The organism is Vibrio sp. (assembly GCF_048266485.1).
Lineage (GTDB): Bacteria > Pseudomonadota > Gammaproteobacteria > Enterobacterales > Vibrionaceae > Vibrio.
Window position 1 is genome coordinate 13,219 of sequence record NZ_JBLWZK010000002.1, and the last position, 26,601, is coordinate 39,819.

Annotated in this window: 26 protein-coding genes; 18 read left to right on the forward strand and 8 right to left on the reverse strand. The window is 41.8% G+C overall.

What is annotated here, in order from left to right; translation table 11 throughout:
* The first annotated feature begins 96 nt into the window (after positions 1–96).
* The 6 genes from nudC (at position 97) to ACN0T8_RS04780 (ending at position 7,327) form a co-directional block, all read left to right on the forward strand.
* Positions 97–861, forward strand: a complete 765-nt coding sequence (nudC, locus tag ACN0T8_RS04755; protein ID WP_417879514.1) for an NAD(+) diphosphatase — start codon at positions 97–99, stop codon at positions 859–861.
* 430 nt (positions 862–1,291) lie between these two features.
* Positions 1,292–2,359 (forward strand): uroporphyrinogen decarboxylase, encoded by a 1,068-nt coding sequence (gene hemE / locus ACN0T8_RS04760; RefSeq protein ID WP_417879516.1) that lies wholly within the window; start codon positions 1,292–1,294, stop codon positions 2,357–2,359.
* A gap of 270 nt (positions 2,360–2,629) precedes the next feature.
* The gene (locus ACN0T8_RS04765) at positions 2,630–4,018 is read left to right on the forward strand and encodes a TolC family protein (protein ID WP_417879517.1); all 1,389 of its coding nucleotides are present in this window, start codon (positions 2,630–2,632) and stop codon (positions 4,016–4,018) included.
* The gene (locus ACN0T8_RS04770; protein ID WP_417879518.1) at positions 4,018–5,007 is read left to right on the forward strand and encodes an HlyD family secretion protein; all 990 of its coding nucleotides are present in this window, start codon (positions 4,018–4,020) and stop codon (positions 5,005–5,007) included. The genes ACN0T8_RS04765 and ACN0T8_RS04770 overlap by 1 nt, the downstream gene beginning before the upstream one ends.
* A complete protein-coding gene (locus tag ACN0T8_RS04775; RefSeq protein WP_417879519.1) occupies positions 5,007–6,164 on the forward strand; it encodes an ABC transporter permease in 1,158 nt (385 codons plus the stop codon). The genes ACN0T8_RS04770 and ACN0T8_RS04775 overlap by 1 nt, the downstream gene beginning before the upstream one ends.
* Positions 6,161–7,327 carry an ABC transporter permease gene (locus ACN0T8_RS04780; protein WP_417879520.1) on the forward strand — a complete coding sequence of 389 codons (1,167 nt, stop codon included), beginning with the start codon at positions 6,161–6,163 and terminating at the stop codon, positions 7,325–7,327. The genes ACN0T8_RS04775 and ACN0T8_RS04780 overlap by 4 nt, the downstream gene beginning before the upstream one ends.
* On the opposite strand, the gene ACN0T8_RS04785 is transcribed toward ACN0T8_RS04780, so the two are convergent.
* Entirely contained in the window at positions 7,305–7,883 is a 579-nt protein-coding gene (locus ACN0T8_RS04785; RefSeq protein ID WP_417879521.1) for a uracil-DNA glycosylase family protein, read from the reverse strand. The genes ACN0T8_RS04780 and ACN0T8_RS04785 overlap by 23 nt on opposite strands.
* Positions 7,883–8,824 (reverse strand): D-2-hydroxyacid dehydrogenase, encoded by a 942-nt coding sequence (locus ACN0T8_RS04790; protein ID WP_417879522.1) that lies wholly within the window; start codon positions 8,822–8,824, stop codon positions 7,883–7,885. Before ACN0T8_RS04790 ends, ACN0T8_RS04785 begins: the two co-directional genes overlap by 1 nt.
* Before the next feature lie 118 nt (positions 8,825–8,942).
* Between ACN0T8_RS04790 and ACN0T8_RS04795 the strand changes: the two genes are divergently transcribed.
* The 3 genes from ACN0T8_RS04795 to ACN0T8_RS04805 all read left to right on the forward strand — a co-directional run bounded on the left by ACN0T8_RS04795 (position 8,943) and on the right by ACN0T8_RS04805 (position 10,879).
* Positions 8,943–9,536: a YjaG family protein gene (locus ACN0T8_RS04795; RefSeq protein WP_417879523.1), complete on the forward strand. Its 594-nt coding sequence runs from the start codon at positions 8,943–8,945 to the stop codon at positions 9,534–9,536.
* Positions 9,537–9,787: 251 nt separating this feature from the next.
* Complete coding sequence (locus ACN0T8_RS04800) at positions 9,788–10,060, forward strand: HU family DNA-binding protein (RefSeq protein ID WP_027695367.1); 273 nt, start codon at positions 9,788–9,790, stop codon at positions 10,058–10,060.
* Positions 10,061–10,147: 87 nt separating this feature from the next.
* Complete coding sequence (locus tag ACN0T8_RS04805) at positions 10,148–10,879, forward strand: DUF1481 domain-containing protein (protein ID WP_417879524.1); 732 nt, start codon at positions 10,148–10,150, stop codon at positions 10,877–10,879.
* Between the two features lie 97 nt (positions 10,880–10,976).
* Here the strand turns inward: ACN0T8_RS04805 and purD are convergent, their stop codons facing one another.
* The 4 genes from purD to ACN0T8_RS04825 form a co-directional block, all read right to left on the reverse strand.
* Positions 10,977–12,272: a phosphoribosylamine--glycine ligase gene (gene purD / locus ACN0T8_RS04810; RefSeq protein ID WP_417879525.1), complete on the reverse strand. Its 1,296-nt coding sequence runs from the start codon at positions 12,270–12,272 to the stop codon at positions 10,977–10,979.
* Between the two features lie 110 nt (positions 12,273–12,382).
* Positions 12,383–13,975, reverse strand: coding sequence for a bifunctional phosphoribosylaminoimidazolecarboxamide formyltransferase/IMP cyclohydrolase (purH, locus tag ACN0T8_RS04815; protein WP_417879526.1), 1,593 nt, complete (start codon positions 13,973–13,975; stop codon positions 12,383–12,385).
* A 226-nt stretch (positions 13,976–14,201) separates the two neighbouring features.
* Positions 14,202–14,336: a hypothetical protein gene (locus tag ACN0T8_RS04820; protein WP_417879527.1), complete on the reverse strand. Its 135-nt coding sequence runs from the start codon at positions 14,334–14,336 to the stop codon at positions 14,202–14,204.
* A gap of 325 nt (positions 14,337–14,661) precedes the next feature.
* Positions 14,662–15,624: a DMT family transporter gene (locus tag ACN0T8_RS04825; protein WP_417879528.1), complete on the reverse strand. Its 963-nt coding sequence runs from the start codon at positions 15,622–15,624 to the stop codon at positions 14,662–14,664.
* 153 nt (positions 15,625–15,777) lie between these two features.
* Here ACN0T8_RS04825 and ACN0T8_RS04830 point away from each other — a divergent pair, with 153 nt between their 5' ends.
* Positions 15,778–16,599, forward strand: coding sequence for a helix-turn-helix domain-containing protein (locus ACN0T8_RS04830; RefSeq protein ID WP_417879529.1), 822 nt, complete (start codon positions 15,778–15,780; stop codon positions 16,597–16,599).
* Positions 16,600–16,708: 109 nt separating this feature from the next.
* Here the strand turns inward: ACN0T8_RS04830 and ACN0T8_RS04835 are convergent, their stop codons facing one another.
* Positions 16,709–18,208, reverse strand: a complete 1,500-nt coding sequence (locus ACN0T8_RS04835; protein ID WP_417879530.1) for a PTS transporter subunit EIIC — start codon at positions 18,206–18,208, stop codon at positions 16,709–16,711.
* 158 nt (positions 18,209–18,366) lie between these two features.
* Positions 18,367–19,389 (reverse strand): LacI family DNA-binding transcriptional regulator, encoded by a 1,023-nt coding sequence (locus ACN0T8_RS04840; RefSeq protein WP_417879531.1) that lies wholly within the window; start codon positions 19,387–19,389, stop codon positions 18,367–18,369.
* Between the two features lie 546 nt (positions 19,390–19,935).
* Here ACN0T8_RS04840 and ACN0T8_RS04845 point away from each other — a divergent pair.
* The 8 genes from ACN0T8_RS04845 (at position 19,936) to ACN0T8_RS04880 (ending at position 26,487) form a co-directional block, all read left to right on the forward strand.
* Positions 19,936–21,150 (forward strand): tyrosine-type recombinase/integrase, encoded by a 1,215-nt coding sequence (locus tag ACN0T8_RS04845; RefSeq protein ID WP_417879532.1) that lies wholly within the window; start codon positions 19,936–19,938, stop codon positions 21,148–21,150.
* Positions 21,150–21,728: a hypothetical protein gene (locus tag ACN0T8_RS04850; protein WP_417879534.1), complete on the forward strand. Its 579-nt coding sequence runs from the start codon at positions 21,150–21,152 to the stop codon at positions 21,726–21,728. The genes ACN0T8_RS04845 and ACN0T8_RS04850 overlap by 1 nt, the downstream gene beginning before the upstream one ends.
* 80 nt (positions 21,729–21,808) lie before the next feature.
* Complete coding sequence (locus ACN0T8_RS04855) at positions 21,809–21,994, forward strand: helix-turn-helix transcriptional regulator (RefSeq protein ID WP_417879535.1); 186 nt, start codon at positions 21,809–21,811, stop codon at positions 21,992–21,994.
* Positions 21,991–22,290: a hypothetical protein gene (locus ACN0T8_RS04860; protein ID WP_417879536.1), complete on the forward strand. Its 300-nt coding sequence runs from the start codon at positions 21,991–21,993 to the stop codon at positions 22,288–22,290. Before ACN0T8_RS04855 ends, ACN0T8_RS04860 begins: the two co-directional genes overlap by 4 nt.
* Before the next feature lie 209 nt (positions 22,291–22,499).
* Complete coding sequence (locus tag ACN0T8_RS04865; protein ID WP_417879537.1) at positions 22,500–25,085, forward strand: YfjI family protein; 2,586 nt, start codon at positions 22,500–22,502, stop codon at positions 25,083–25,085.
* Between the two features lie 282 nt (positions 25,086–25,367).
* Complete coding sequence (locus tag ACN0T8_RS04870) at positions 25,368–26,006, forward strand: hypothetical protein (protein ID WP_417879538.1); 639 nt, start codon at positions 25,368–25,370, stop codon at positions 26,004–26,006.
* 23 nt (positions 26,007–26,029) lie between these two features.
* On the forward strand, positions 26,030–26,320 hold the full coding sequence (locus tag ACN0T8_RS04875; RefSeq protein WP_417879539.1) for a DUF5681 domain-containing protein: 291 nt from the start codon (positions 26,030–26,032) through the stop codon (positions 26,318–26,320).
* Positions 26,317–26,487, forward strand: coding sequence for a hypothetical protein (locus ACN0T8_RS04880; protein WP_417879540.1), 171 nt, complete (start codon positions 26,317–26,319; stop codon positions 26,485–26,487). Before ACN0T8_RS04875 ends, ACN0T8_RS04880 begins: the two co-directional genes overlap by 4 nt.
* The last annotated feature ends 114 nt before the right edge of the window (positions 26,488–26,601 follow it).

Here is a 26,601-nt window from a genome sequence, read left to right on the forward strand (position 1 = left end):
AGTGATATGAGTGTTTATAGGCAGCAAATCGATAAGCACTGGTATGAAATTAGATTGCCAGTAAAATGGTGGAACTTCAAGCAATGAGATGAGCAGATGTTAAAAAAAGATCAAAAAGTAAACTGGTGTATCGTTGATGGCAGTTCGTTACATTTGCAAGACAAAACATTGCCTTATGGATCTGCTGAAGCACTCAATTTACCAATAGAACATGCGGTTATTATTGGTGAATTAGATGGTGTTCCGTGTGCTTGGTTGAATGCCAGCGATCTTGACGATGAGTTCGAAATGACGCCATTACGAGAATTATTATCTTTTCCTGAAGCCGTTTTTTTGATGGCTAGCCGCGCCGTTCAATATGGTTACATGTCGGTTTCTCAACGCTTTTGTTCGTATTGTGGTGGGCGTAATCGTCTTAATCATAATCAACTGGCGATGCAATGTAATGACTGTCGCACTTTGCATTACCCGAGAATCTTTCCTTGTATCATCGTCGCGATTCGTAAAGACGATAAAATTCTATTGGCGCATCATGCTCGTCATAAAAGTGGCATGCATACCGTGATTGCTGGTTTTGTCGAAGTCGGGGAAACGCTAGAGCAATGTGTGGCGCGTGAAGTGAAAGAAGAAACTGGCATTAATGTCACCAATATTCGTTACTTTGGCAGTCAACCTTGGGCATTTCCGTCTAGTATGATGATGGCTTTCTTAGCGGATTATGACAGTGGTGAGGTTCGAGTGGATAAATATGAATTGTCATCAGCCGGTTGGTTTCGTGCTAATGAGCTACCGCCGATTGCTCCAAAGGGAACCATTGCACGCGCCTTGATCGAACATACACTAGGTTGTGACATTGAATAACAGCATAGTTTTATTTCATATACTTAACGATTATTCCCAAAGAAATTGGAGTTGCAGCTAGGCGACAAGTGAGTGAGGCCCCATGAGTTTAGCTTGTCTAAATGATTGAGGCGAATGAACGCCGTCAACGACGATGAAGCTTCAATTGCGAAGGGAATAAAAAAAACCTCCGGGATTGCCGGAGGGGTAAGTAAGATGTCGTTATGAGATGCTGAACATTCATGTGTTTCAGCTCGTTATAATTGTGCTAGCCAACAAAGTATTAACAAATGCCTCAATTGAAGCAAATTGCGATAGATTTTAATGTTCAAGAATATGATCTGGATTACAAACCATTAGCAAAATGTGCGCTGTGTAATGTTAGAATAAGCGCCAAATATACCCAAGTCACTTGGATATAAAGACTGCCTCAAATTTTTAGGATAGAAAAATGACTGAATTGAAAAATGACCGTTATCTACGAGCTTTATTAAAACAGCCGGTAGATTACACGCCAGTATGGATGATGCGCCAAGCCGGTCGTTATTTACCTGAATATCGCCAAACGCGCAGTGTTGCGGGCGACTTTATGTCTTTATGTAAAAATGCCGAGTTAGCTTCAGAAGTCACGCTTCAACCATTACGTCGTTTTCCGCTTGATGCGGCGATTCTGTTTTCTGATATTTTGACTATCCCAGATGCCATGGGACTAGGTTTATACTTTGAAACGGGTGAAGGCCCTAAATTTGAGCGCCCAATTACTTGTAAAGCTGATGTTGATAAAATTGGTTTGCCTGATCCAGAAGGTGAGTTGCAATACGTAATGAATGCGGTTCGTCAAATTCGTAAAGACTTACAAGGTGAAGTGCCGCTGATTGGTTTTTCTGGTAGCCCTTGGACACTAGCAACTTACATGGTGGAAGGTGGAAGTTCTAAAGCGTTCACTAAAATCAAAAAAATGATGTATGCCGATCCGGCCGTTCTGCATGCGCTTTTAGATAAACTGGCTGATAGTGTCATTGAATACTTAAATGCTCAAATTAAAGCCGGTGCTCAGTCTGTAATGGTGTTTGATACTTGGGGCGGTGTATTAACATCACGTGATTACCATGATTTCTCTTTACAATATATGCATAAGATCGTTGATGGCTTGATTCGTGAAAATGACGGTCGCCGCGTACCTGTTACGCTATTCACTAAAAATGGTGGCATGTGGTTAGAAAAAATTGCGGCTACAGGTTGCGATGCGATTGGTCTTGATTGGACGATTAATATTCAAGATGCCGTGGCTCGTGTGGGTGATAAAGTAGCATTACAAGGCAATATGGATCCGTCAATGCTGTATGCTCAGCCAGAACGTATTCGCCAAGAAGTCGCTACGATTCTAGAAGGTTTTGGTGATGCCGGTACTGGTCACGTATTCAATCTAGGTCACGGTATTCATTTAGATGTACCGCCAGAAAACGCTGGTGTATTTGTTGATGCGGTACATGAACTATCTAAGCCGTATCATAAATAATCCTATACTCTTCGTACTTGAGTGTATAATTTAGTAATAAATAATAAGAGCGCAGTCTTCAATCTAGGCTGCGTTTTTATTTATTTGTTTCGGCAGTAATTAATGATCATTCATTGATACCGTTAATGTGGTATACCTAAGTCACAGGGGATGGTGAGCTATCTCTCATTTTTTTCCAGCATATTATTGCAGAATAACTGCTCGGATCTGTCTATCAATCTACGACCTATAATGAGTCGTCAGCACCTACTATGGATAAGTAACAGACACATGCATCGATTCAAATATCACCTTGCTATTTTTACTCTTCCACTACTCTTATTAATGCCAACGATGAGTTGGGCGCAACACGTGACTTTTTATCAAGCGTGGCAATCACTACTGAGAAATAATGATGGCTTAGCCGCAGAGCGTGCTAGTGTTGAGCAAGCTGAATATAAACAGCAAGCAGCTGGCGCGATGAACTTACCAAGCATTACTTTAAGTGCCAATTACACACGTTTAGACGATGATATTGACGTTTCCCCATCTGAGTTTGCGGACAGTACTTCGTTAGGTTCCAGTACTTTAACTCAAGCCTTTGATAGCATGTTGACCTCGACTTTGGTGGAAAAGGATGTCTTTACTAGTTCGATTCGTGCCATTTGGCCTATTTTTACAGGAGGGCGGATTTCAGCGGCGCAAGATATTGCCAAAGCAAAATCTGAAGAGGCTAAATATTTATTGGAAATGAAGCAGCAAGGTAAATTTGAAGATTTGTCGAAATACTATTTTGGTGTGGTGTTATCGCAACAAATACTCTCCACTAGACAAGAAGTTGAGCAAAGCTTAAAAGAACACTTCGATAACGCACTCAAAATGCAAGAGCAAGGCCAAATCGCTCGCGTGCAGCGTCTACAAGCAGAAACCGCTTATCATAAGGCGCAAGTTGATACTAAAAAAGCACAGCGTGATCTGGAAATCGCCCAAATGGCACTGACGAACTTGATTAAAGCACCGGCACTGGCTGAACCTTCTACCCATCTTTTTATTAATGAAAGTCTACCTCCGATGCAAGCCTTTATGGATAAAACCTTGCAAAGCTACCCTGGCTTGAGCATTTTGGATGCCAAAGAAAAGCAAGCCAGTGGATTGGTTGATGTAGAGAAAGGAAAATATTATCCAGAAGTTTATCTCTACGGTAATTACAACTTGTACCAAGATGACACGTTAGTGGGCGATAATACGCCAGATTGGCTCGTAGGGGTTGGCGTGAGCATTCCTCTACTGGATACTTCAGGTCGCTCTGAAAAAGTCAGCGTTGCCCATAGTGCCATTAAGCAAGTAGGTTATTTACGCGCACAAGCCAAACAAGATTTATCTTTGCTGGTGGAAAAAACTTATCGTGAAGCTAATCAAGCGTTAGAAGAATACAATGGCTTAGCCTCGAGTGTCAGCATGGCCAGTGAAAACATTAGCTTGCAGAAGAAAGCCTTTAGTCAGGGGCTGGCGACTTCTTTGGATGTAGTGGATGCGGAAATGTATTTAAATAGCATTAAAACTCAACGCTCAGCAGCGGCTTATCAATATGTTCTTTCTTTATCGCGCTTATTGGCGATCAGTGGTGAAGTCGACAGTTTTAATCAATACCAACAATATCAAGGATTAGAGGTTCAATAATGCGCTCACGTAAATCGATTATTTTTATTGGTGTTGTGGCTTTGGCTTTGGTCTGGTTGGCTTATACCTTTTGGCTTGCCTATCAACCTAAAGCGGAACGTTTTCAAGGCCAGATTGAAGCGCAGCAATATTTGATTTCATCGAAAGTGCCGGGGCGCATTGATCAAGTGTTGGTTAAAAAAGGCGATCAAATTAAATCAGGTCAGCAAATTTTTACTATTTTAAGCCCAGAGATTGAAGCTAAATTAGCGCAAGCGAAAGCCGCTCAAGGTGCAGCGGGTGCGATGGCAGAACAAGCCGAAAAAGGCACACGTAACCAAGAGATAGCGGCTGCGCAAGATCAATGGCGTAAAGCGAAAGCCGCTTCTAGTTTGATGGAAAAAACCTACCAACGAGTACAAAATTTGTATCAAGATGGCGTGGTCGCAGAGCAAAAACGTGATGAAGCCTACACTCAATGGCAGGCTTCGTTATATACCGAACGTGCCGCTTATCAAATGTACCAAATGGCGCAAGAGGGCGCACGTGATGAGACTAAGCGCGCCGCTCAGCAACAAGAAAAACAAGCCGCTGGTGCGGTGGCTGAAGTTGAAGCCTATGTCGCTGATACTCAAGTTTCCAGCTGGCATGATGGTGAAGTGAGCGATATTTTGCTTCATTCTGGAGAGCTAGCCCCGCAAGGTTTTCCTGTGGTGACGATTTTAGATATGCAGGATGCGTGGGCGATTTTCCACGTTCGTGAAGATAAATTACAACAATTTAAACAAGGTACTGAGCTCAAAGTAACGATTCCTGCGCTAAGTGATGAGCAATATAACTTTGTGGTTTCTCATGTCGCCGTGATGGGCGATTTCGCTACTTGGCGCACTACCGATGCCAATCAAGGTTTTGATATGCGTACTTTTGAAGTGGAAGCTCGTCCAACTCAACCAATTGAAGGTTTGCGAGTTGGCATGAGTGTGTTGCTTGAGAATGTAGGACACGATTAATGTTGCATCGGCATGCATTGATTAAAGAATGGCGACAGATAGTCACTCAACCTTGGTTAAAGGCAATGTTGTTCTGGTTACCTCTGCTGATGTTTTTTGCACTATGGTGGATATTCTCGGCTGGCAGCGCTCGAGATCTTGCGATCGGAGTCGTTGATTTTGATCACTCAAGTATGTCGCGTGGGGTGGTGCGTTATTACGATGTTAGTCCTACCTTAGAAGTGACTCAAAGCTACACTTCGGTGTCGGAAGGCAAACAAGATCTGCAATCGGGTAAAATTTACGCCTTAGTGGTGATCCCAGATAGTCTTACTCAAGATGTATTACTGGGTCATCCTCCTACCATTACTACCTTTTATAATAGCCAATTTATCTTGATTGGTAAGTTAGTCAACGCCGCTATGCAGCAAGCCCAGGGTACTTTTAACGCGCAAATTGAAGCAGTTAAGAATCTCAGCAAAGGCGATACTGTTCCACAACAAGCGTTAGCTCAGGCGGTGCCGATTCAAACTCAAATCACTGCGTTATTTAATAGTAATAGTCATTATGGCCAATTCTTGGTCTCGGCGGCGATTCCTGCGTTATGGCAAATCTTAATTGTCGCGACTACCGTGCTGAGTTTTTCATTAGAGCAAAGAACGCAAGGCATGCAAAGTTGGCTTGCTGTCACTCCTTTGCGGGCAGTTGTCACTAAGCTGTTGGCTTACTCTCCGTTATATCTCGCGCAAGGTATGGTGTTTTTATGGGGGATGTACGGCTGGTTAGGTTGGCCGATGCACGGCAGTTGGGGGATTTTATTATCGGCGCAAGTATTGATGGTCTTGGCTTGCCAAAGTGTCGGCGCGTTATTTTTTATGATCACTTTAGATGCCACCCGTTCAATGAGTTTTGTTGCCGCATTTACCGCGCCAGCTTTTGCCTTTATGGGGATCACTTTTCCAACCTCAGATATGCCGTTACTCGGTCAGATTTGGCGCAGTTTATTACCGGTGAGCCACTATATTGATGTGCAAGTAAAACAGGTCAATAACGGTGTCAATTTGTCGCAAGTGATGGGTTCACTGCTCGCACTGAGTGTGTTTTTAACGTTACTGCTGGTGGTGTGGTTAAGAGCGAGAGCTTTGGTGTCATCCGATAAACAGGACGCCGTATCATGAGCTGGTGGCAAGTGTTTCGCTGTGAATTAAAGTCGATTTATACCAATTCGGCATTACTGCTTACCGTGTTTGGTGGGGTAGTGATGTATTCGTTTTTATATCCTCTACCTTATAGCCAGCAACTACCGCGTGAGCAATCAATTGTGGTCGTCAATTTAGATAACACCTCAACCAGTCGAACACTTGAGCGAATGGTTGATGCCACGCCACAGGTTCAAATCACTCAACATGCCTATAGCTTACAAGAGGCCAAGCAGTTATTTAATCAAGGTAAGGTGCATGGGATTTTATTGATCCCTCGCCACTTTGCTCGTGATTTATTACTCGGTGAAAGCCCGACGTTAGCCTATGCCGGTGATGCGGCTTATTTTCTGATTTATGGAACGGTCGTTGAAGGGCTCGCCACCGCGGGCGGGACGTTATCGGCGCAGGCTAAAGTGTCTCGAATGGTCATGTCGGGAGAAAATTTGGTTTTGGCGGCTCAGCAATATGCGCCAATTAAACTGTCGATGCAGCCAGTTTTTAACCCAACTAATGGTTATATTAACTACATAGTACCAGCGGTGTTTGTGTTGATTTTGCATCAAACCTTATTGATTGCCGCGGGTTTACTCGGTGGCGGTCTTAATGAACAGCGCCAAACTAAGCAAATGGGATATTGGCAAGATTGTTCAGCGTTTGATATGTGGTCGGCACGAGCGGTTATTCTATTACTAACTTATATTCCATTGGTGATGTACTACTTCGGCTTTAGTTTCGAGTTTTATGGCATCAGTCGCCTTGCTTCTATTTCCCATTTATTTGCGTTAATTATTCCGTTTTTATTCGCTGTGATTGGTTTGGGGATGGTGATGGGCGAGTTAATTCCGCGTAAAGAATTGGCGACTTTAATTGTGGTATTGAGCTCTTTGCCTTTGGTTTTTTGTGCCGGTTTTGTCTGGCCGACTTCAGAGCTGCCAAGTTTACTTAAATGGTTAGCACAATTAGCGCCCTCGACCCCTGCGATTAATGGTTTTTTGCGTCTTAATCAAATGGGCGCAAGCTTCGAACAAGTCCTTCCTTATGTTTGGCACCTCTGGGCACAAGTTGCGATCTACGGCGGCTTAGCGTTGTGGTTGATGCAGCGTAAAGCGAAATCGACTAACGTTGTAGTTCAGCAATAATGCTTTGCAGATGCGGGACGAGTTGTTGTTCAAACCAAGGGTTCTTCTTGAGCCAGATATTATTACGTGGCGAAGGGTGCGGTAAAGGTAGATATTTAGGTTGATACTGCTGCCAAGCTTGTACTGTCTCAGTTAAGGTTTTGGGTTTATTGGTTAGGTAATAATCTTGAGCGTATTGGCCTATCAATAATATCAGTTCAATATTTGGCAATTGATTCAGTAATTGCTCATGCCATTGCGGCGCGCATTCTTTACGCGGTGGTAAATCGCCACTTTTGCCTTTTCCCGGATAACAAAACCCCATAGGCATAATGGCGAGAAACTGCGGATCATAAAAGAGCGTTTTATCAATCCCCATCCACTGTCGTAAGCGCTCACCACTGGCATCATTGAAAGGAATACCAGTTTGATGAACCTTTAAGCCTGGTGCTTGACCAATAATTAATACCTTGGCATCAGGGTGAGCTTGAACCACTGGCCGACACCCATGGGCAAGCGATTTGGCGCAAATCTGGCATTGTTGAATGTTATCTAATAGCAATCTAAAACTAGCCACTAATAACCTCGACTAAAATCCACTTGATTTAATAATGGTTGTTGATTTTTCCAGCGTTGCATATTTTGCTTAAAAATATCGAAGACTTGTTGAGGAAAGCTATTGGCCGCAATATGCGGAGTAATGCTGACATTAGGGTGCTGCCAATACGCGCTTTCTTGGTGTAATGGTTCTTGCGGAAAAACATCCAAATAAGCGTGTGCAATCCAACCTTTTTCTAAAGCCAGTAACAAGCCATCATCATCGACCGCCGTTCCACGGCCAATATTAAATAATAAAGCCGATTGGCAATGTGATAAGTGTTGAGCGTTTAAAATATGATAAGTCTGTGGCGTGCTCGGTAGGGCATTAACGACCACATTGGCTTGGGCTAATGCTTCATCGAGTTGCTCGGTTGAGTAACATTGGCTGAACATTGAGCCTTGTGGGATCAGACCTCGGCTATTGACACCAATCGCGACAAACCCTAATGCCGACACACATGCTGCGAGTTGAGTACCAATAGAACCTGTGCCGAGAATCACCACTTTTTTTCCCATCACAGACTGGTATTCAATAGGTTGCCATTTATTTTGAGCTTGTAATTGTTGGTATTGATTCAAGTGTCGGAAGTAGCTCAAGCTATAACCTAAAACATACTCACTAATAAGTTGTCCAAAAATTCCTTTCACATTGGTCAGAGTGTAGTCTTGGCGTAGTTCCGGTTTAGTGAGCTTATCAATACCGGCATAAGTAGCTTGAGCCCACTTTAGATTAGTGAATTCATCAAGATATTTAGCCAGAAGGGGCGGATCGGCCAAGACGATGTTCGCTTGTGATTTATCTTGAGTAATCGCGATATGTTTTAAGCTAGATTGTTGTAATAAATCTAGGTAATCCTGCTGCTGTTTTGATGCAATATACAATAATGGGGTAGCAGATGTTTCGACAGTTGGTTTCATTAAATTATACTAAGCTCCATGCTTTTTTTAGGTAAACCGAATGCTTTTTCAAGTAAACGATACGGTTATCAAGTACACTTCCCATGTCTGGTATTATTTGGAATGAGTTAACGTAATTATGCTACAGAATCCCCTTCAAGTCCGCTTAGAAAAATTCGTCCCTTGGCAGCAAATGACTTTCATGGCCTGTTTATGTGAGCGTATGTATCCAAACTACGCTTTATTTTGTGAAAATACCGAATTTGCCGATGCGCGAAAATACCGTGAGATTTTAGACAGTGTTTGGGAAGTGCTAACGGTTAAAACTGCCAAAGTGAATTTCGAACGTCAACTTGAAAAGCTAGAAGAGTTGATCCCAAGCTCAGAAGACTATCAATTCTATGCGGTATACCCTGCGATTGATGCCTGTATTGGCTTATCTATTCTGCTACATGCTCTGCTCGACCGTGAAGAAATGTTTGAATCGATGATCGACTTAAGCCAAGTCTCTGTTAAAACAGTTGCTCAGCTTGAAGAAGCACAAGGTAGTGATGAAATCACCAACGAAAATCAAAAAGAGAATGAAGCGGTTTGCCAAGAATGGGATGTTCAATGGGCATTATTCCGTCCACTACGTGAATCAGAAGTTCGCGATATTGATCTGATCAAAGAGTTACGTATCGAACTACGTGAAGAAGGCATGAGTAATATTGGCATTAGTGTTGAACATTAATGTAATGAAATTGCCATAAAAGATTATTCTAATGAATGTAGTGTCATTTAAATCAAGAAAGCATTAATAGTTTAAAATTCATCATTTTGTATCTGATTTTCCTAAAAAAATACAAAATGTGAGTTAAGGCTCAAATTATGGTCAAAATTACGTCATAAGATCAAAAGAAGTGCCACAAACCTTTGCCAGACGTGGCCTTTATGATTTAGAGTGACTTCAGACCTTAAAAACAATGAGAAGGGAAACCTAGAATGAACAAGACTCAATTAATCGATGCCATTGCTGAAAAAGCAGACTTATCTAAAGCTCAAGCTAAAGCGGCTCTTGAAGCAACTCTTGAAGGCGTAACTGGCGCTCTTAAAGATGGTGATCAAGTGCAACTAATTGGTTTTGGTACTTTTAAAATTAACCACCGTGCAGCTCGCACTGGCCGTAACCCTAAAACAGGCGCTGAGATCCAAATTTCTGCCGCAAATGTTCCAGCATTCACAGCCGGCAAAGCACTAAAAGACGCAGTAAAATAATTTTACTTTGTCTTGATAATTTGCAACTCGCACCCAGCGGTTGTTTATGTATATACTACGCTGAGTGTCTTCTCAGCGTAGTTTTTTATGAAACGTAGTTTATTTTCCATTCTTGTCTTATCTTTGCTTGCCGGTTGTTCATCATCTGGCTCATGGACAGATCATATCAGTAGTAAATTCTCAGGCTCAATCGAGTCTGCCGAGTTATCCGGTGGCGAGCTAGAAGGCACTTCAAAAGCTTTCTATTGGTATACTCGAGCTCTATCTAAGCCGAGGGTGGCATCAGATTACGTTCAATTACCGGATAATGCTTGGTATAAAAGTAGCTACCAGTGGCAAAAGGGCACCATTAAAGAGATCGTTCGTGAAGGTGAAATGCAACAAAGCAGCGATGGTTTAAAGCCGTTTCTTGTGCATATTCGTTTTAGCTCTGAAGGCGAGGCGATTTATCAGCGTTATCGTTTAGATGACCAAATATTACCATTAAACCAAAAAGACTTAGATTATTACTCACAACAAGCGGAAGACTTAGTCAAAAAGGTCGATGATATCCATGACCGAGGTTTTGAGTTAATTCAGGGGATATGGAATGGTAGTACCTTTGATTCATGTGATGGTATTCAATATAACAATTTGCAGTTTGATCAAGTCGCTAATATACCATTCGCGGTAAAAGAGCGAATTAATAGTTTAAACAGCTATGCTGCGTTTATTGGTTATAAAGATAAAAAGAGTAAAACCGTGATAGTTGAGAAGTTATTATCGTTAGAGAAGCCGGTTCATGGCTGTATTCAACGAGCTCACCTTATTATGAATTAATGCTATCCCTAAGTGACTTCAATATATTGTTTTTGAAAATAAAAAAGCGCGTACTTTTATCAAGTACGCGCTTTTGCTTTTTTATTGGGCTGAGAATTTATTTCTGCTCTTGTTCACGAGCAATCGCACGATAACCGATATCATTGCGATGGAACATACCGTTCCAGCTTACTTGTTTTGCAAGCTCGTAAGCATGTTGTTGAGCTTCTGAGACCGTGTTACCTAATGCCGTTGCACATAGTACGCGCCCACCGGCTGTCACGACTTCACCATTGGCATTGTTCGCTGTACCCGCATGGAAGATCTTCTCACCTTCAACATCATTGGTAGCAGGTAAGCTGATCACATCACCTTTAGCGTAATCACCAGGGTAACCACCCGCAGCGAGTACGATACCGATTGAAGCACGTGGATCCCAGTGAGATTCTGCTTCATCTAATTTCTCATCAATTGCCATCAAGCAAAGCTCAACGAGATCAGATTGCATACGCATCATGATAGGTTGTGTTTCAGGGTCACCAAAGCGGCAGTTATATTCGATCACTTTAGGTGTGCCATCAGCCATGATCATCAGACCGGCATAAAGGAAGCCAGTGTAAGGGTAACCTTCTGCATCCATACCGCGAACGGTTGGGTAAATCACTTCTTCCAACACGCGCTGGTGGATTTCAGGTGTCACAACAGGTGCTGGAGAATAAGCACCCATACCGCCGGTGTTTGGTCCGGTATCTTTATCACCGACACGTTTATGGTCTTGGCTCGTCGCCATTGGTAGAACGCTAGAGCCATCAACCATAACGATGAAGCTGGCTTCTTCACCATCAAGGAATTCTTCGATGACGACTCGGCTACCAGCGTCACCAAAGGCATTGCCAGCCAACATATCTTGAATGGCATCTTCTGCTTCTTGTAGCGTCATCGCAACAATTACGCCTTTGCCGGCTGCAAGGCCATCCGCTTTAATCACGATAGGTGCACCTTTTTCGCGCACATAAGCCAATGCAGGCTCGATTTCAGTGAAGTTAGCGTAATCAGCTGTTGGGATTTTATGACGCGCTAGGAAGTCTTTAGTGAACGCTTTAGAGCCTTCAAGTTGCGCGGCATCTTTGGTTGGACCAAAGATAGGTAATTTTGCCGCACGGAAAGCGTCAACCACACCAATAACGAGTGGTGCCTCTGGGCCCACAATCGTCAATTCAATGCTATTGTTTTGCGCAAATTCAACTAAGCCTTCAATATCTTCTACACCAATATTGACGTTTTTAAGTTTAGGCTCAAGCGCGGTACCCGCATTACCCGGTGCAACAAATACGGTTTCAACGTTTGGGTTTTGCGCCGCTTTCCAGCCGAGTGCATGTTCGCGGCCGCCGGCGCCAATGATTAGTATTTTCATATTTATCGTATCTCTTTTATGTACGTTTCTCGGATGCTCGTTTCTCGTGACTCGGAAAATCAAAAGCGATCTATCGAGATACGAGAAACGTAATACGAGAAACGAAAAAATTAATGACGGAAGTGACGCATGCCGGTAAAGATCATCGCCATACCGTGTTCATCGGCTGCGGCAATGACTTCATCATCACGCATTGAACCACCAGGTTGAATCACACATTTAATGCCCGCTTCTGCAGCAGCGTCGATACCATCACGGAATGGGAAGAAAGCATCTGATGCCATCACGCAACCTTCAACTTGTAGGCCTTCGTCAGCGGCTTTAATGCCCGCAATTTTGGCTGAGTAAACGCGGCTCATTTGGCCAGCGCCCACACCAATCGTCATATCGCCTTTTGAATACACAATCGCGTTAGATTTCACGTATTTCGCCACTTTCCAGCAGAATAGTGCATCTTTTAATTCTTCAGCACTTGGTTGACGTTTTGATACCACTTTAAGGTCATCTAGTTCTACCATGCCTTGGTCACGATCTTGAACTAGTAAGCCACCGTTTACACGCTTGATATCAAACTCAGTGGTTTTGCTTGTCCATTCGCCACATTCTAGTAGACGAAGGTTTTTCTTCGCCGCAACGATTTCTACCGCTTCTTTTGAAACAGACGGGGCGATAATCACTTCAACGAATTGGCGCTCAGTGATAGCGGTTGCTGTTGCCGCATCTAGTTCACGGTTGAATGCGATGATGCCACCAAAGGCTGATGTTGGATCGGTTTGGTAAGCGCGGTTGTAGGCTTCTAGAATATCTTCACCTAATGCCACACCACATGGGTTAGCGTGTTTAACGATCACACAAGCTGGTTCGTTGAATTCTTTCACACACTCAAGGGCAGAGTCCGTATCGGCGATGTTGTTGTAAGACAGTGCTTTACCTTGGATTTGGCGAGCGGTTGAAACTGACGCTTCTTGAGGATTCGCTTCAACATAGAAAGCTGCGGCTTGGTGGCTGTTCTCACCGTAGCGCATATCTTGTTTTTTCTCGAACTGTTGGTTGAAAGTGCGAGGGAACTTGCTTTCCTCATCACCTTCTTTGTTCTCGCCGTAACTAGGAACCATAGTGCCGAAGTAGTTCGCAATCATGCCATCGTAAGCCGCAGTGTGCTCAAATGCTGCAATCGCTAAATCAAAGCGCGTTTCTAGGGTTAGAGACTTATCGTTAGCATCCATTTCTGCAATCACGCGGTCGTAGTCGTGCGCGTTAACCACGATGGTGACATCTTTATGGTTTTTAGCCGCAGAGCGAACCATAGTTGGCCCACCGATATCGATGTTTTCAACGGCATCTTCTAGCGTACAGCCTTCTTTGGCAACCGTTTCAGCGAATGGGTAAAGGTTAACCACGACGATATCGATAGGGTTGATGCCGTGTTGTTCCATAACCGCTTCATCCGTACCACGACGGCCTAATACGCCACCATGTACTTTTGGATGAAGAGTCTTAACACGACCGTCCATCATTTCAGGGAAACCTGTGTAATCAGACACTTCTGTGGCGGTGATGGCATTATCTTGCAGCAGCTTAAAAGTGCCGCCAGTTGAAAGGATCTCTACACCACGTTGAGTGAGTGCTTGAGCGAATTCCACAATACCAGTTTTGTCAGATACGCTGATTAAAGCGCGACGAATTGGGCGAGCGTTTTGCATGGCTTCCATATTCCTTAAATCACGGAGTTAAAAACAGAAAAAGATGTTTGCCAAAGTGAAACTAGAGCGAGAGCTAGCATACTTTGGTAAAAATCTTAATTGTTTGAGAGTGGTGACCAATCGATCACAAAACGCCAAGATTTGATGGCGCACATTCTAACTAACTTCAAACCAAAAAGCTCGCGCAATCGTTTGGCTTTTTTGTATGTTAAACAAAATCAAAAACTTAATCTTTGAATATATCTCGGAAAAAGTGGCCAGTTTCTTTAGCGGCATCACGAGTGGCGTGACTGATGGTTTTACCTGCCTCTTTAGTGGCCAGTGCAGCATCACGAGCGCTCTTGTTTATCTTGGTGTGCACAGCTCAGTAACATTGCTGCTGTTAATAATAGGAGAAGATAATGAGTAGAGCTTTTCATGTTTCATCCTTGAACCATTATAAAAGTGGTCAAATGATAACCTGATGTGGTGGGGTTGTTAAGCGGAGTCTCGCAGAATCATTTTTGGTGGAACAATAATCCGTTGTGGTGGCAAATTCGGTTGCTGCATTTTTCGTATGATTTGTAATGCGGTTTGTTGGCCAATGTAGTTATCCTTACCTATTGTCTTTCCTGCCGCTTGAGCGCCGTATATTGCACCGATTGCAGTAGCGGAACGATGACATAAAATTGCAGTGATTTTAGGGTTTATTTACGATCGTTGGACAGCGGTGGGTTTGCTTGACTTGCAGTGGATGGTTGAAGTGATGATAGCATATTCATCGTTTTGGGTTTCCGCTGCGCCAACGTTAAGCCCAAAAATACCAGTGCACCACCAATAAGATGGTATTGGGTTGGATGTACGCCCAGCAAAACAATACTGATGCTAGCCGTAAAAATAGGCACTAAGTTCATGAATAAGGTCGCACGTTCAGCACCAATTAACGCGACGCCTTTTAACCAACACCAAGGAGCGATGATGGAAGCGGCCAGCGCAGCAAACCCTACCATGGGCCAAGCCTCTATTTCGATTCCCCAGTGTTGACTTGAAAACAATAAAGGTAGTTGTAAAAGCGCGCCAAGAAATACTTGGCAATAGACTGTACACCAAGTGGTTAAGGGCAAATTCCAACGGTTTAGTAAGACGGAATACAAGGCATAAGCACAAGATGCCGCAAGCATCAATAGATCACCTTGTTTTAAGCCTTGGTTAACAAGATGCATTAGGTTGCCTTCACTGAGCATATAAATTAAGCCACAGAATGAAATTACGGCACCGAGTACAATCATTTTGTGCAACTTAGCACCTAACAGTGGTACTGCGAGGAATAAACCAATCAGCGGCATTAACGATAAGAAAATAGCAATGTTGGTGGCGCTGGTGGTGTAAGCTGCGTAATAGGCCAAGCTTTGATTGAGAACCATACCTAAAGAAGCCAGGATCGTTAGCTTCAATAAGTATTTTTTGACTGCCAGCCATTGGCGAGACACTTCAACTAAACAAAATGGTGTGAGAATTAATAATGCTACAAACCAGCGATAAAATGCGATGGTGCCAGGTTCAATGGTTGTCGTTGCCATTTTACTGACGACTGCATTGGTTGCCCATATTGCAACAGCGATAGTCGGAAATAAGCTACGGACAAATAAGGTTTTGGAGTCTGTTGTCATGGTTGTTCCTCCTTGAAGAAACTTGTTATACCTTAACGATAAAACGTTTTATCAAACTGAACATGTAGTGTGGCATGAAAGAAATAAAAGATTGTAGGTTGAATCGGACACTGAATAGGTCGATTCAGACAAGCGGATAAATGGGATGGAGTGATGACAAACAATCAAATGAATGGCAACCCAACCTTTATGCCTAAATTGGTTGAGCAATTACCAAGTACGGTATTCATACATTACTTTCACATTGCTGGTGGCACAGAAACGTTGCCGCACCAACATAATTGGGGACAGATTCATCTCATTAAACAAGGCGTGTTAGAGATGGAAGTTAATGGTCGAAAAATGGTATCACCTGCCGGTTATGCCATTTGGACTCCCGCTAATGTGCCGCATCGTGCTTTTAACCGAAGGGATGTTGAGTATTGCGCAATTAATATTGATATTGCCCGTTCTGAAGGTTTGCCTACAGAGGCTTGTATGATCGCCTTGCCACCGCTGGTGCTTGCTATTATTGATGATTTAATTATTCGAAAAGTGGATAAAATTGAAAGTCATCAAGACAAATGTTTAACCGATGTATTACTTGATAGGTTAGCGAGCGCTCACAAAGTCGATGATTTTCTTCCCACAACGCAAGATGCTTTATTACAGCCTATCTTACGAGCATTAGAAGACAATCCCGCTGATGATCGCGGTTTATCTGATTGGGCTAAATCAGTGTATTCAACCGAGAGAACTTTAACGCGTCGTTTTCAAAAACAATTGCGTATGAGTTTTAATGAATGGCGACAGCGCTTAAAAGTTGTGACGGCTTTACAGTTACTCAAGGAAAATGATTCAATTAATCAAGTGGCTTTCTTGTTAGGTTATAGCGATGCATCCGCGTTCATTAAAATGTTTCGTCGTCATACAGGATTAACCCCAGCTGTTTATCGCCAACAAGTTAGTGGTATTCAACCTCATTTAAATGAGTAATAAAGAAGGAGGGGCTGCAAAAGCAGTACTCAAAATAACAAGGTTTACGAATTCACGTAAACCTTGTTAAATCGATAATTTTTTGAATTTAAGAGCAGGGATTATTTTATTATGCTTTTAATAGCCCTTCAATTTCATTAGAAATAAATTGCGCTCTGGAGCCAAGGATCACTTGAATTCCAGTATCGCCGACATAAACCACTCCTTTAGCACCTAATTGGGTGAGGCTATCTTTATCAATAAGATCACCTTGTTTAAGTTGTAATCGCAATCGTGTGATACAAGCCGTAGATGATTGAATGTTATCAAGTCCGCCCACACTTGCGAGTACTTTGGTGGCTAACTCATTATCTGAAATGTCATCAATGTTAGTCGTGATGGTGACACGACCCGGAGTTTTTACATCTAACCTTCTGATTACAAATCGGAATACAGCATAATAGATAATTGCCATTGGGATGCCGACAATCACCGCGCTTAAATAATTAGTTTCAAAACCATTGAGTGATGGAACAATACCAAATGAGATATAGTCAATTAACCCCGCTGAGAACGATTTCGCAATATGAGCATCTAATAAATACATCGCCATGTAAGACAGGCCCGCCATGATAGCGTTAAAGACGTACAAAATAGGTGCAACAAAAATAAAGGTGAATTCCACAGGTTCCGTAATGCCGGTTAAGAAACAAGTTAATGCAGCAGAAAATAAAATACCCGCGGCGATTTTTTTGTTTTTGGTGTGAGCTTCATGGTACATGGCCAAACAAGCCGCAGGCAGTGCAAACAGCATCAAAGGAAACTCGCCTTGCATAAACTTCCCAGCATTTTGGTAGCTATCAGTCGAGAAGGGTTTCACACCTTCGGCAAGCATTTTGAACCAAATGGTTTGATCCCCATGAATAACTTGTCCTGTTGTCGTTGTGTACTCACCAAACGAATACCAGAAAGAAGGGTACCAAATATGGTGCAATCCAAGAGGGATTAACGCCCTTTCTGTTAAGCCAAAAATGAAGGTGGATAATGCCTGATTGCCACCATTGACGATACCAGATAACGCATTGATACCATCTTGAATATGCCCCCAAATATAAGGGAGTAATAAACCAAGAAAAAAAGAAAATAATGCAGTGGTGAGGGGAACAAAACGTTTTCCAGAAAAGAATCCTAGAAATTCAGGAAGCTGTATCGCATGAAATTTATTGTAGCAGTAGGCCGCTAAAATACCGGAAATTAACCCTCCAAACACACCCATTTGCAGGGTAGGAATACCAAGCACTAATGCATATTTTCCACCGGACATTGCCATTTCAGGCGTGATATTTAACATCGTGCCTATTGTGGTATTAATGATGAGAATAGAAACCGCAGCTGATAATGCTGCAATGCCCGATTCTCCAGCTAAGCCCACCGCCGATCCAATAGCAAATAATAAGGGTAAGTTATCAAAGATTACGCCACCTGCGTGCATCATTAATGGTAGGTCAAACTTGTCTCCAAAGGCGAGCAATAAGCCTGCAGCGGGTAAGAGTGAAATCGGTAGCATTAACGCACGGCCAATTAACGATAATCTGGAAACGGCGCCAGTGAGTGATTTTATAAGGTTCATAAATCATTTCCTCCTTGAATTCATGACAAGGAGATTATAAGAAGGGCCAAGTCAAGTAAGCGAAATAAAGCGATGTTTTTATTAAAAATTAAACGTTTTACTTTATAAATCGACTTTTTAGTTAAACGTTTTACTTCTCGAAAATTTTAATAAAATGGTTATTTATGATGAATGCTAGACGGGATCATCAGGCGAAAAGAAGGAGATTTCTCTTTGGGAGAGTCTTCCATTTCTTGGTTGACCTCAAAAAATCGTCGGCAAGCTTGAACGCCTATTTCCCCCAGATCGGCTGAAATAAATAAAGGTTGATAGTTAAAAGTGAAGGTTGGTGTTGTATCCACAAAGCAGATCAAAGAGACAACTTTACCGAAGACTTGATCGTAGCCAACCTTGTGGCCTAAACGTTCGATGGCAATACACGCTTCACCGTAGGATTGAAGATCATGACAGATCACGGCCGAGATAGCTGCATCTTCTTTTAATAAATGAAAAATTCTTTCAGATAACCCTTCATCTGAATCCAAAACACAATGGATGCTTACGGATAAATTGGCGTGATTAAGGGCTTTAAAGTAGCCTGAAATTCGCTCAGCTCTGCACATTGAGCCGGTTTCGCCTCCGACATAGGCAACTTTTCTGTGACCTTGATTAATGAAATAGTCTGTTGCCATTCTTCCTGAGTTAGCGTGGTCGATACCGAGATAATCGACTTTATCGGTAAAGATAGTATTTTTTGATAAATCAATAATGGGTAAATCATCCGGGACAAAATCTAATGCCGCGTGATAACAAGCGCCTTCAGATAAACAGTAAAAGATCCCATCAACTCCTTGGGAGACGAGCTGATGAGTTTGTTCGGTGAGTTTTTTCCATTGATGATCGCATTGATAAATATTGATCAGATAATCTTGTTTTTGCAGTCTATCAAGCAAGCTTTTTAAAGCATGGGATGTGTATTCACAACTTATATCACCTACCACGATACCAACGGTTTTGCTGTATTTAGATCGCAATTTGGCGGCAAGGTGATTGCGTACATAGCCAATATCGTGAGCAATCTTAATGATTCTATCTCTTGTTTTAGTTGAAATATTTCCCTTACTCCTTAATGCCATTGACACTGTTGTGGTCGATACTTCGGCTTTTTTGGCAATGTCTTTGATCGTAACTGTATTTTTCATGAACTCTGCTTGAATAGTGAAATATGGCCATCATCACGGCTTAGAGAGTCAACTATAGCTGATATTTTTCAGATTTATCTTGCATCTTCGAGAATGGTGAGAAGAAAGTGAATGAAAAAATTGAGAGGGAGTTATTGATTCAGGAGAAGTGATGGTTTTGGATATGTTTAAAATAGATAGCAATATTTCTTTTATAGAGTTTTCAATAATAGGAAAGGCTTACAAATCATAGTAAGCCTTTATTATATCAAACTAACTTAATTTTAGTTCATGCCGTATTAACCATTTACATGTTTTAACCTGTCTTGTTATATCCTGCCTTATCTTTTCTAATGCCTTGTCTAGCAATGGTTAATTAATTGATTGTGTCCTGTTGTGTTTGCCTTTAATCTGTTTCGTGCTAGCTTAAAAGTGGGTTCAAATGTGGGTTCAAATGTGGGTTCATTTACTTTAATAAACCCACAAGTGTGGGTTTAAGTTTTTTTTGTTGATAACCGACAACCTGCGAACCTGCGAAGCCTGCGGAATTAGATAAAAGGTGATGATATGGCGTTAACAGATGCAAAACTAAAGTCTTTACTCAAAGGTCATGACAGTGACGTCCCAAAGAAAATATCAGACAGAGACGGGCTAAGTGTATTAGCTCGAAAAAGCGGAAAGGTTATTTTTGTTTATCGCTATCGAATTGATAAGAAAGCTAAGAATGTGGCGTTAGGTGTTTACACTGGTAAAACTGGAGGCATGACGCTAGAGCAAGCTAGGGAGAAAGCTAGAAAGTGTAAAGCGTGGTTTAAAGAGGGGAAAGATCCCGCTATTGAGCTGCAAATAATTAAAGATAAATACCGTGATGCTTTAACCGTTGAGCAGGCTTTAGAGTATTGGCTTGAGAAGCATGCTATGGAAAAACGTGCTAATTGGGATAAACATCAAATGCAATTCAAACGCCATATTTACCCTAGAGTGGGAAATTTACCGGTTGATGAAATTCAGACTTATCATTGGTTGAGAGTTTTTGATGATATTGCACAAGGCACTTATTACAAGGCAGCTCCAGTGGCGGCAGGTTATATTTTTGGCAATGTTAAGCAGGCACTAGCTTTTTGTCGTAAGCATAGGGTTTGTAAAACCGATGCATTAGAAGAATTAAATATTGGTTCTGATGTTGGAAGAAAGCAAGGTGAGAAAGAACGCTTTTTAACACTCAATGAAGTAAATGATGTCTGGGATTGGTGTCATAATGTGCGCTCTAATTGGTATTACGCAAACCTGATCAAATTATTACTTTGTTTCGGTGCAAGGACGCAAGAAATCAGATTAAGCCAAGTCGAAGAGTGGGACTTAACCGCAATGGTTTGGACTGTTCCCAAATCACAATCAAAGAATAGAAAAGAGATCACTCGCCCAATTCCCGAAGCATTAAAGCCTTATTTAACCCATCTTATTGAGCTATCAGAAAATGGCTATTTATTGGGTGAACAAAAGGGATCGCCAGCGGTTAGTTGCTGGGCAGCCAACCTACCAGACAAGCTAAACCATGAGAAATGGCGTTTACATGATTTAAGGCGCACCTTTTCAACTCATCTTAATAATATGGGTATTCAGCCACATATTATCGAATCTTTATTAGGTCACTCAATTGGTGGGGTCGCTGGCGTTTATAACCGATCACAATACCTAGAGCAAAAGCGTAAGGCTTTAGATTTATGGGTCAGCAAATTAATGAATATTGATAATAAAAGTAACGTAGTGGGGTTTAAGTGATGAATGACAAGAAAGGTAATCCAGTAGGCTTGGATGATATGTTCGGCTGGGGAGCATGTTTTAAATCTGGAGTGGTAGATAAAAGGTTATTAATAGATGAATTGAGAGGTGATCGCCCTATGAGTGAGTACGCACGGAATCTACTGGCAGATTTACTTGAGGATTGTCGCACTAAATCAGGCTCAAAATTTAAGTTTCGAGAAGGTCAGCCAAAGAATAGATTTCAAGATGAAACCAAGCAAAGCCTTAGCTTCAAAATTGATTTTTGTCATTGTCGTCTTAAATACAAAATAGCATTTGATAAGTTAGAGAGTTTATCTTCTAACAAGTCGTTAAAAGGAGAGGATACTTCAAGAGAAAAATCCTTAATTAAAGCGATAGAGGTTTATAAGGTTATTTTTGAGCAAAATGGAAGTATTTATTCAGATGATGGTGAGATAAAAGAAGATGTAAAGAGAAATGCTAGGAAAATAAAGCTTTCCATCGATCCAATAACATTTGAAAGTATTGAAAATGTTTACAGAAAAGAAATCGATAATATGGATGAAAGTTTGCTAAGAGAGTTTTTGGGGGTTTAATTGTCAATTTATCCCCCATGCTCCCACTAAAGCGTCACTATAAGATAGCCATATCTAAACAACATAAGAGGCATTTAGATATGGTAAATCAAAAGTTAGTAACAATTAGTGAAGTTTGCGAGATGTTCAATCGCCACCGTTCGACTTTGTGGGTGTGGGTCGATGAAGGGAAGTTCCCTAAGCCGATTAAATTAAATGGTCGCACATTAGGCTGGAAACCTGAAGCAATCCAAGACTGGCTAAAACAGCAGGAGAATGCAGCATGAGTTACGAATTAAAAGGATTCCGACCAGTATCCACAATCAATAACGTGTACGAAATGTGCCGACAGTATGGGATTAAATTTAGGAAAAGCGGTCTTGATTACGGCATTGGATATGTGCTTGTTAAACCTGACGGTAGCAAGGAGCTAGCTTGGACTTACATGCTTCAATACATAGAAGAACGCTGCAGAATGGCTAATTTTTATGTAGGGGGGCTAGGTAAAGCTATTGAATTGGCTTTAAAAAATTACAGTCGCATTCCTAATGATCTTTGGACGATTGATGAGGAAGACCAATGAAAGTGGGTCTATTAGTGGGTTCATTTTCGATAAAGTTAAGTTGGATAAATTTAAAGTCATTTATAAACAAAGGCTTATGTTTTGAACTTAATTCATTCACCCTTAACTATGTAAAAAACGCCCACCAAAAGGCGAGCGTTTAAACAAATTGGCGGTTGGTTGTAGTTTGGCGACTTACCAACCGCCCAAATCAATAGGAAATATAGCGCATGACAGATAATTCTGCAATTGCCTACGAGTTCGATCATTTAGATATGGGACTCACTACAGGGGCAAATCACACCCAGACAAACGGCTTTTGCCTTATGGGTTTATCCGATTTAGAACACGCAATAATCAACCCGCAAGACCTTACACAATATCAACCCGATACGAACAAAAAACTCAGACAGGCTAAAAGTTTGTGCGCTTGGTTTTTGCCGTCAGATATTGGTACAAGCAAGCAGAAATCCGCAGTTGAAAACCATAATAATTACACTTGCCTAGTGGCAGATATTGACGATGGCAACAGCCCTTTAGAGGAAGTTAAAAGCGTACTAAAACAGATTGGCATTAATAGCTATTACATTTATTCGACCATGAGCAGTAAGCCCGAGGATATGCGCTGGCGTGTCGTTGTGCCTATCAGTGAAGCGATAGACCTAGACCATTGGCAAACGCTACAAACAGGCTTAACGGTTGCTTTAGATGGTGATGATTGCGCTAAACGTAGTCAGCAAATTAGCTATTTACCTGCTTTAAGTTTTTACAATAAAGATTGCTATCAATACGCCATTGAAAAAGGCGAACCTATAGACGTTTTTAATTCTCAATTTGTTGATGGTGCTAAGGCTTTAGTTTTACAGCAAGAGAACGAAATAGCAGAACAAGAGAAGAAAACCAAGCTATCACCGCCTAAATTTGTTAGCCAGACTGGTGTTAGCCCTATTGATCACTTTAATAATTCCATTACATGGGATGAGCTTTTAGCTAATAAAGGTTTTAAGCGTAAAGGTAAAAAATGGCTTCACCCTGATAGCACAAGTGGCGCTCCTGGTGTTTTTATTTCTTATCGTGATGATTCTAACGGGCGTTATGTTTCAAGCCATACTAGCGATCCGCTTTGTGATGGTTTTTCGCATGATAAATTTGATGTTTACTGTCAGTTTGAATATGGCTCAATCAGTCAGGAAACAATCATAAAAGCAGCTACCGCCTACGCAAGAGAAACAAGAACAATAGACGGAGACACGCTAGAGCGACACAATCAACGCAATTACGCTAAGGGAAGCCAAGAACTGATTGCAGATAAATTCGAGGACTTGCCACAACAGTGGGAGAAGCCGACAGCATTAGAGGCTGAGCTTGTTAAGGTTCAATCGTTTGATCCAAAACTACTACCGCCACAGCTAGAAAATTATGTAATGGACTTTAGCCACCGAATGGATAAAGCCCCAGCAGACTTTGCAGCAATTAGCACCATTATTTGTGCCGGTGCGCTTATTGGTGGAAGTGCCGAGATTCAGCCGAAACGCTTAGATACTGGCTGGCGTATTGTTCCAACTATGTGGGGCGGTGCAGTTGGTCAACCGTCAACCAAGAAAACGCCATCTTTAAGTTGTGGACGTAGGTTACTCGAACACGCACAAAAAAGTGTGATTGATAAACTCAATGCTGAAAAAATGGAAATGTACGAGCTTGAAAAGGAGCTTTACGAAGACGAGCTAGAATCTGCAAATGAGAAAGCTAAGGAAGCATTAAAAGATGGCAATAAGGACGAGGCATTAAAGCTAAAAAGACAGGCTAAAAAAGAACAACCGCAACCGCCTAAAATTAGAAAGGCAGTAATAAACGACTCAACAAGTGAAGCACTAGCAATAAGGTTAGAGCAAAACCCGTTAGGTGTTTTAATGTTTCGTGACGAGCTTTCTAGCTGGCTTGCAAACATGGAACGAGCAGACCGCCAGCATGAACGAGGCTTTTATCTTGAGGGCTTTAACGGTTTTGGTGGGTACTCACAAGAACGAGTAACACGAAGAAACGTAGAGCTAGATCGTGTCATTATCTCAATTATGGGCGGTATTCAGCCAGCTAAGTTAACGCCATTACTAGCGGGCAAGGTTAACGGTCATGGTGATGATGGTTTGTTAGAACGCCTTATGCAAATGTTGGTTTATCCTGATTTTTCAGAGATGGAATATGTAGATAAAGCCCCAAACATATTGGCAGAGACAGCAGCCAAAAGCACTTATGAAGCGTTAGCCTATCTTGGTGAATACGATGAGCCATTAGTATGTAAGTTTGATAATGACGCCCAAGACCTTTGGGAGAAATGGGCTAAGAACATGATCAAACGTGAAAAGTCAGCAACGAGTCAATGGCAAAGCATGTTGGGTAAGTACCCTGCTTTGTGTGCAAAACTCGCATTAGTATTTCACTTGATTGGTGAGTGTGGCGCAACGTTATCGGGCGAAGAACCAGAGCCAAGCGATACTATTGCTATTGAGCATTTAAAGCGTGCCATAGCATGGATGGAATACTTAGAGAGCCATGCAAACCGCATAATGACTTACTTTAACGCTGAGCAAGAGATCGCACCTGCAAAAGTGTTGCTATCGAAGTTACCGCAATTGTCGCCTTTCTTCACTAAGCATTTAGTCAGCCAAAAGGATTGGAAAGGTTTAACGACAAAAGAACTTAGAGAGAACGCCATAGACAGGCTAAAGCAATCGGGATACATCAAAGAGATAGTTAAGCGAAACGATAAAGGTAGAGACACTGTCCAATACCATGTACACCCAGACTATCAATCATAAGTAAATTAGCCCCTTAAATGGGGCTTTTTATTGCCTAATTCACTGTCTATGAATTAAATGAATTGCATTAACTTAATGAAATAAAAGTAATTTTATTAGCCAATCTGGTTTTTTTTATTAATTTGAACCCACAAATGAACCCACTCTAGTAAATTCACCCAACTGTAAACAACAAGAGAAAAACAAGGTTTTTAATAGGTTTTATCAATTGTATTTCTGTTATTGATAGGTTTTGATTGTTATAATTGTGAGGTAGATCACATTTATAGAGAGAACAGAAACATGAAACCATTAAGCCAAGAAGCACAACGTCATTTAGAACAACCGCCACATTTTCGCAGTTTTGAACGGACTCCGATTATTACCAACCTAAACCCTGAAAGCGTGGTGAATACCGCAGCTAATGCCTTTAGCACACTAAAAGCATTGCGAGCCGACCAAGTACGCACACCATTAGAAAAAGCCAGTATTGCGAAAAAGATGATCGCAGAACTTGAGAAAGCATCAAATACCGTGGCAGAGAAAGCAGTGAAGATGACTTTTGAAGTTGAAAAGTACAACGCTGCTAAATCTGATTTTCTGGTGAATGGCATAGAGAGCAATTTTGCCGCCAATATCGTGAACGCTTATAAGGGAGCTGAAAACAAAGGCGTAGCAGAGCGTGATCCGGTTGTAATGAACGCCCTAAACAAGATGCCTTTATTCATGAGTGGACTTACACAAGAACGCTTAGACTCGCTAAATGACTTACACATCAAGCAGCACAGCCCAGAGCTTACACGTAGACAAGATGAATTAGGCTCAACTAGTCGAGCTATTAATTATGCTGACAGCGTTATCAAGGCAGCTTTAGAAGTGGCTAACCAAGTGGCAGCACCGGCAAACAATGCTGCAAAAATTCAAGACAACGGCTTTCTATAAGCCGTTTTATTGAGGTGTGAATTATGACTTTTAAAAAGGGCGAATCGGGCAACCCAACGGGACGCCCTAAAGGTTCGAAAAACACAAAAGGGAAATTCAGTGAGAAGATCACGCAAGAGGCAGTTAGGCAGCTTGAGGCAGCGTTACTTTCTGGTGAACAGTGGGCGGTTCAAGAAATCTTAAAGCGTACGCACCCAGCACTTAAAGCGATTACGTCCGATGACAGCTTAGACGGTGAAATGTTACGCATGAAGATAAAAGAGATCAGCGAGTTTGAAGAACGCCTGAAAGCACTTGAGGAGCGCAGCGAATGAATAAGGCTCAACTACTAAAGCGCATTGAAAACCTAGAGCGCAATAAGCTGTACGACTCACTAGAGGAGGCACTAGCAAACGCTCATTTGCTTTCTGGAACGGAAGAAGACTTTCAACGGTTATTAGGGCAGGCACTCGATGAACAAAATTCATTTAAAGCGTATTGAAAAGCTAGAAAGCGTCAATTGTGTGGAGAATTTCCATATCACTATTTGCACGCCAGAGGGCGAGATTCTAGCGATATTTGACCAGAATAAGAATCAAATGTTTACGTGGGTAAA

Bases quoted from the DNA above. Each gene is read 5' to 3' on its own strand.
- ACN0T8_RS04865 (WP_417879537.1), top strand. From the start codon at position 22,500: ATGACAGATAATTCTGCAATTGCCTACGAGTTCGATCATTTAGATATG.
- ACN0T8_RS04880 (WP_417879540.1), top strand. From the start codon at position 26,317: ATGAATAAGGCTCAACTACTAAAGCGCATTGAAAACCTAGAGCGCAAT.
- ACN0T8_RS04770 (WP_417879518.1), top strand. From the start codon at position 4,018: ATGCGCTCACGTAAATCGATTATTTTTATTGGTGTTGTGGCTTTGGCT.
- ACN0T8_RS04860 (WP_417879536.1), top strand. From the start codon at position 21,991: ATGAGTTACGAATTAAAAGGATTCCGACCAGTATCCACAATCAATAAC.
- ACN0T8_RS04850 (WP_417879534.1), top strand. From the start codon at position 21,150: ATGAATGACAAGAAAGGTAATCCAGTAGGCTTGGATGATATGTTCGGC.
- ACN0T8_RS04795 (WP_417879523.1), top strand. From the start codon at position 8,943: ATGCTACAGAATCCCCTTCAAGTCCGCTTAGAAAAATTCGTCCCTTGG.
- ACN0T8_RS04790 (WP_417879522.1), bottom strand. From the start codon at position 8,824: ATGAAACCAACTGTCGAAACATCTGCTACCCCATTATTGTATATTGCA.
- purH (WP_417879526.1), bottom strand. From the start codon at position 13,975: ATGCAAAACGCTCGCCCAATTCGTCGCGCTTTAATCAGCGTATCTGAC.
- ACN0T8_RS04780 (WP_417879520.1), top strand. From the start codon at position 6,161: ATGAGCTGGTGGCAAGTGTTTCGCTGTGAATTAAAGTCGATTTATACC.
- ACN0T8_RS04875 (WP_417879539.1), top strand. From the start codon at position 26,030: ATGACTTTTAAAAAGGGCGAATCGGGCAACCCAACGGGACGCCCTAAA.
- ACN0T8_RS04855 (WP_417879535.1), top strand. From the start codon at position 21,809: ATGGTAAATCAAAAGTTAGTAACAATTAGTGAAGTTTGCGAGATGTTC.
- ACN0T8_RS04800 (WP_027695367.1), top strand. From the start codon at position 9,788: ATGAACAAGACTCAATTAATCGATGCCATTGCTGAAAAAGCAGACTTA.
- ACN0T8_RS04775 (WP_417879519.1), top strand. From the start codon at position 5,007: ATGTTGCATCGGCATGCATTGATTAAAGAATGGCGACAGATAGTCACT.
- ACN0T8_RS04840 (WP_417879531.1), bottom strand. From the start codon at position 19,389: ATGAAAAATACAGTTACGATCAAAGACATTGCCAAAAAAGCCGAAGTA.
- ACN0T8_RS04805 (WP_417879524.1), top strand. From the start codon at position 10,148: ATGAAACGTAGTTTATTTTCCATTCTTGTCTTATCTTTGCTTGCCGGT.
- ACN0T8_RS04835 (WP_417879530.1), bottom strand. From the start codon at position 18,208: ATGAACCTTATAAAATCACTCACTGGCGCCGTTTCCAGATTATCGTTA.
- purD (WP_417879525.1), bottom strand. From the start codon at position 12,272: ATGAAAATACTAATCATTGGCGCCGGCGGCCGCGAACATGCACTCGGC.
- ACN0T8_RS04825 (WP_417879528.1), bottom strand. From the start codon at position 15,624: ATGACAACAGACTCCAAAACCTTATTTGTCCGTAGCTTATTTCCGACT.
- ACN0T8_RS04845 (WP_417879532.1), top strand. From the start codon at position 19,936: ATGGCGTTAACAGATGCAAAACTAAAGTCTTTACTCAAAGGTCATGAC.
- hemE (WP_417879516.1), top strand. From the start codon at position 1,292: ATGACTGAATTGAAAAATGACCGTTATCTACGAGCTTTATTAAAACAG.
- ACN0T8_RS04830 (WP_417879529.1), top strand. From the start codon at position 15,778: ATGACAAACAATCAAATGAATGGCAACCCAACCTTTATGCCTAAATTG.
- ACN0T8_RS04870 (WP_417879538.1), top strand. From the start codon at position 25,368: ATGAAACCATTAAGCCAAGAAGCACAACGTCATTTAGAACAACCGCCA.
- nudC (WP_417879514.1), top strand. From the start codon at position 97: ATGTTAAAAAAAGATCAAAAAGTAAACTGGTGTATCGTTGATGGCAGT.
- ACN0T8_RS04765 (WP_417879517.1), top strand. From the start codon at position 2,630: ATGCATCGATTCAAATATCACCTTGCTATTTTTACTCTTCCACTACTC.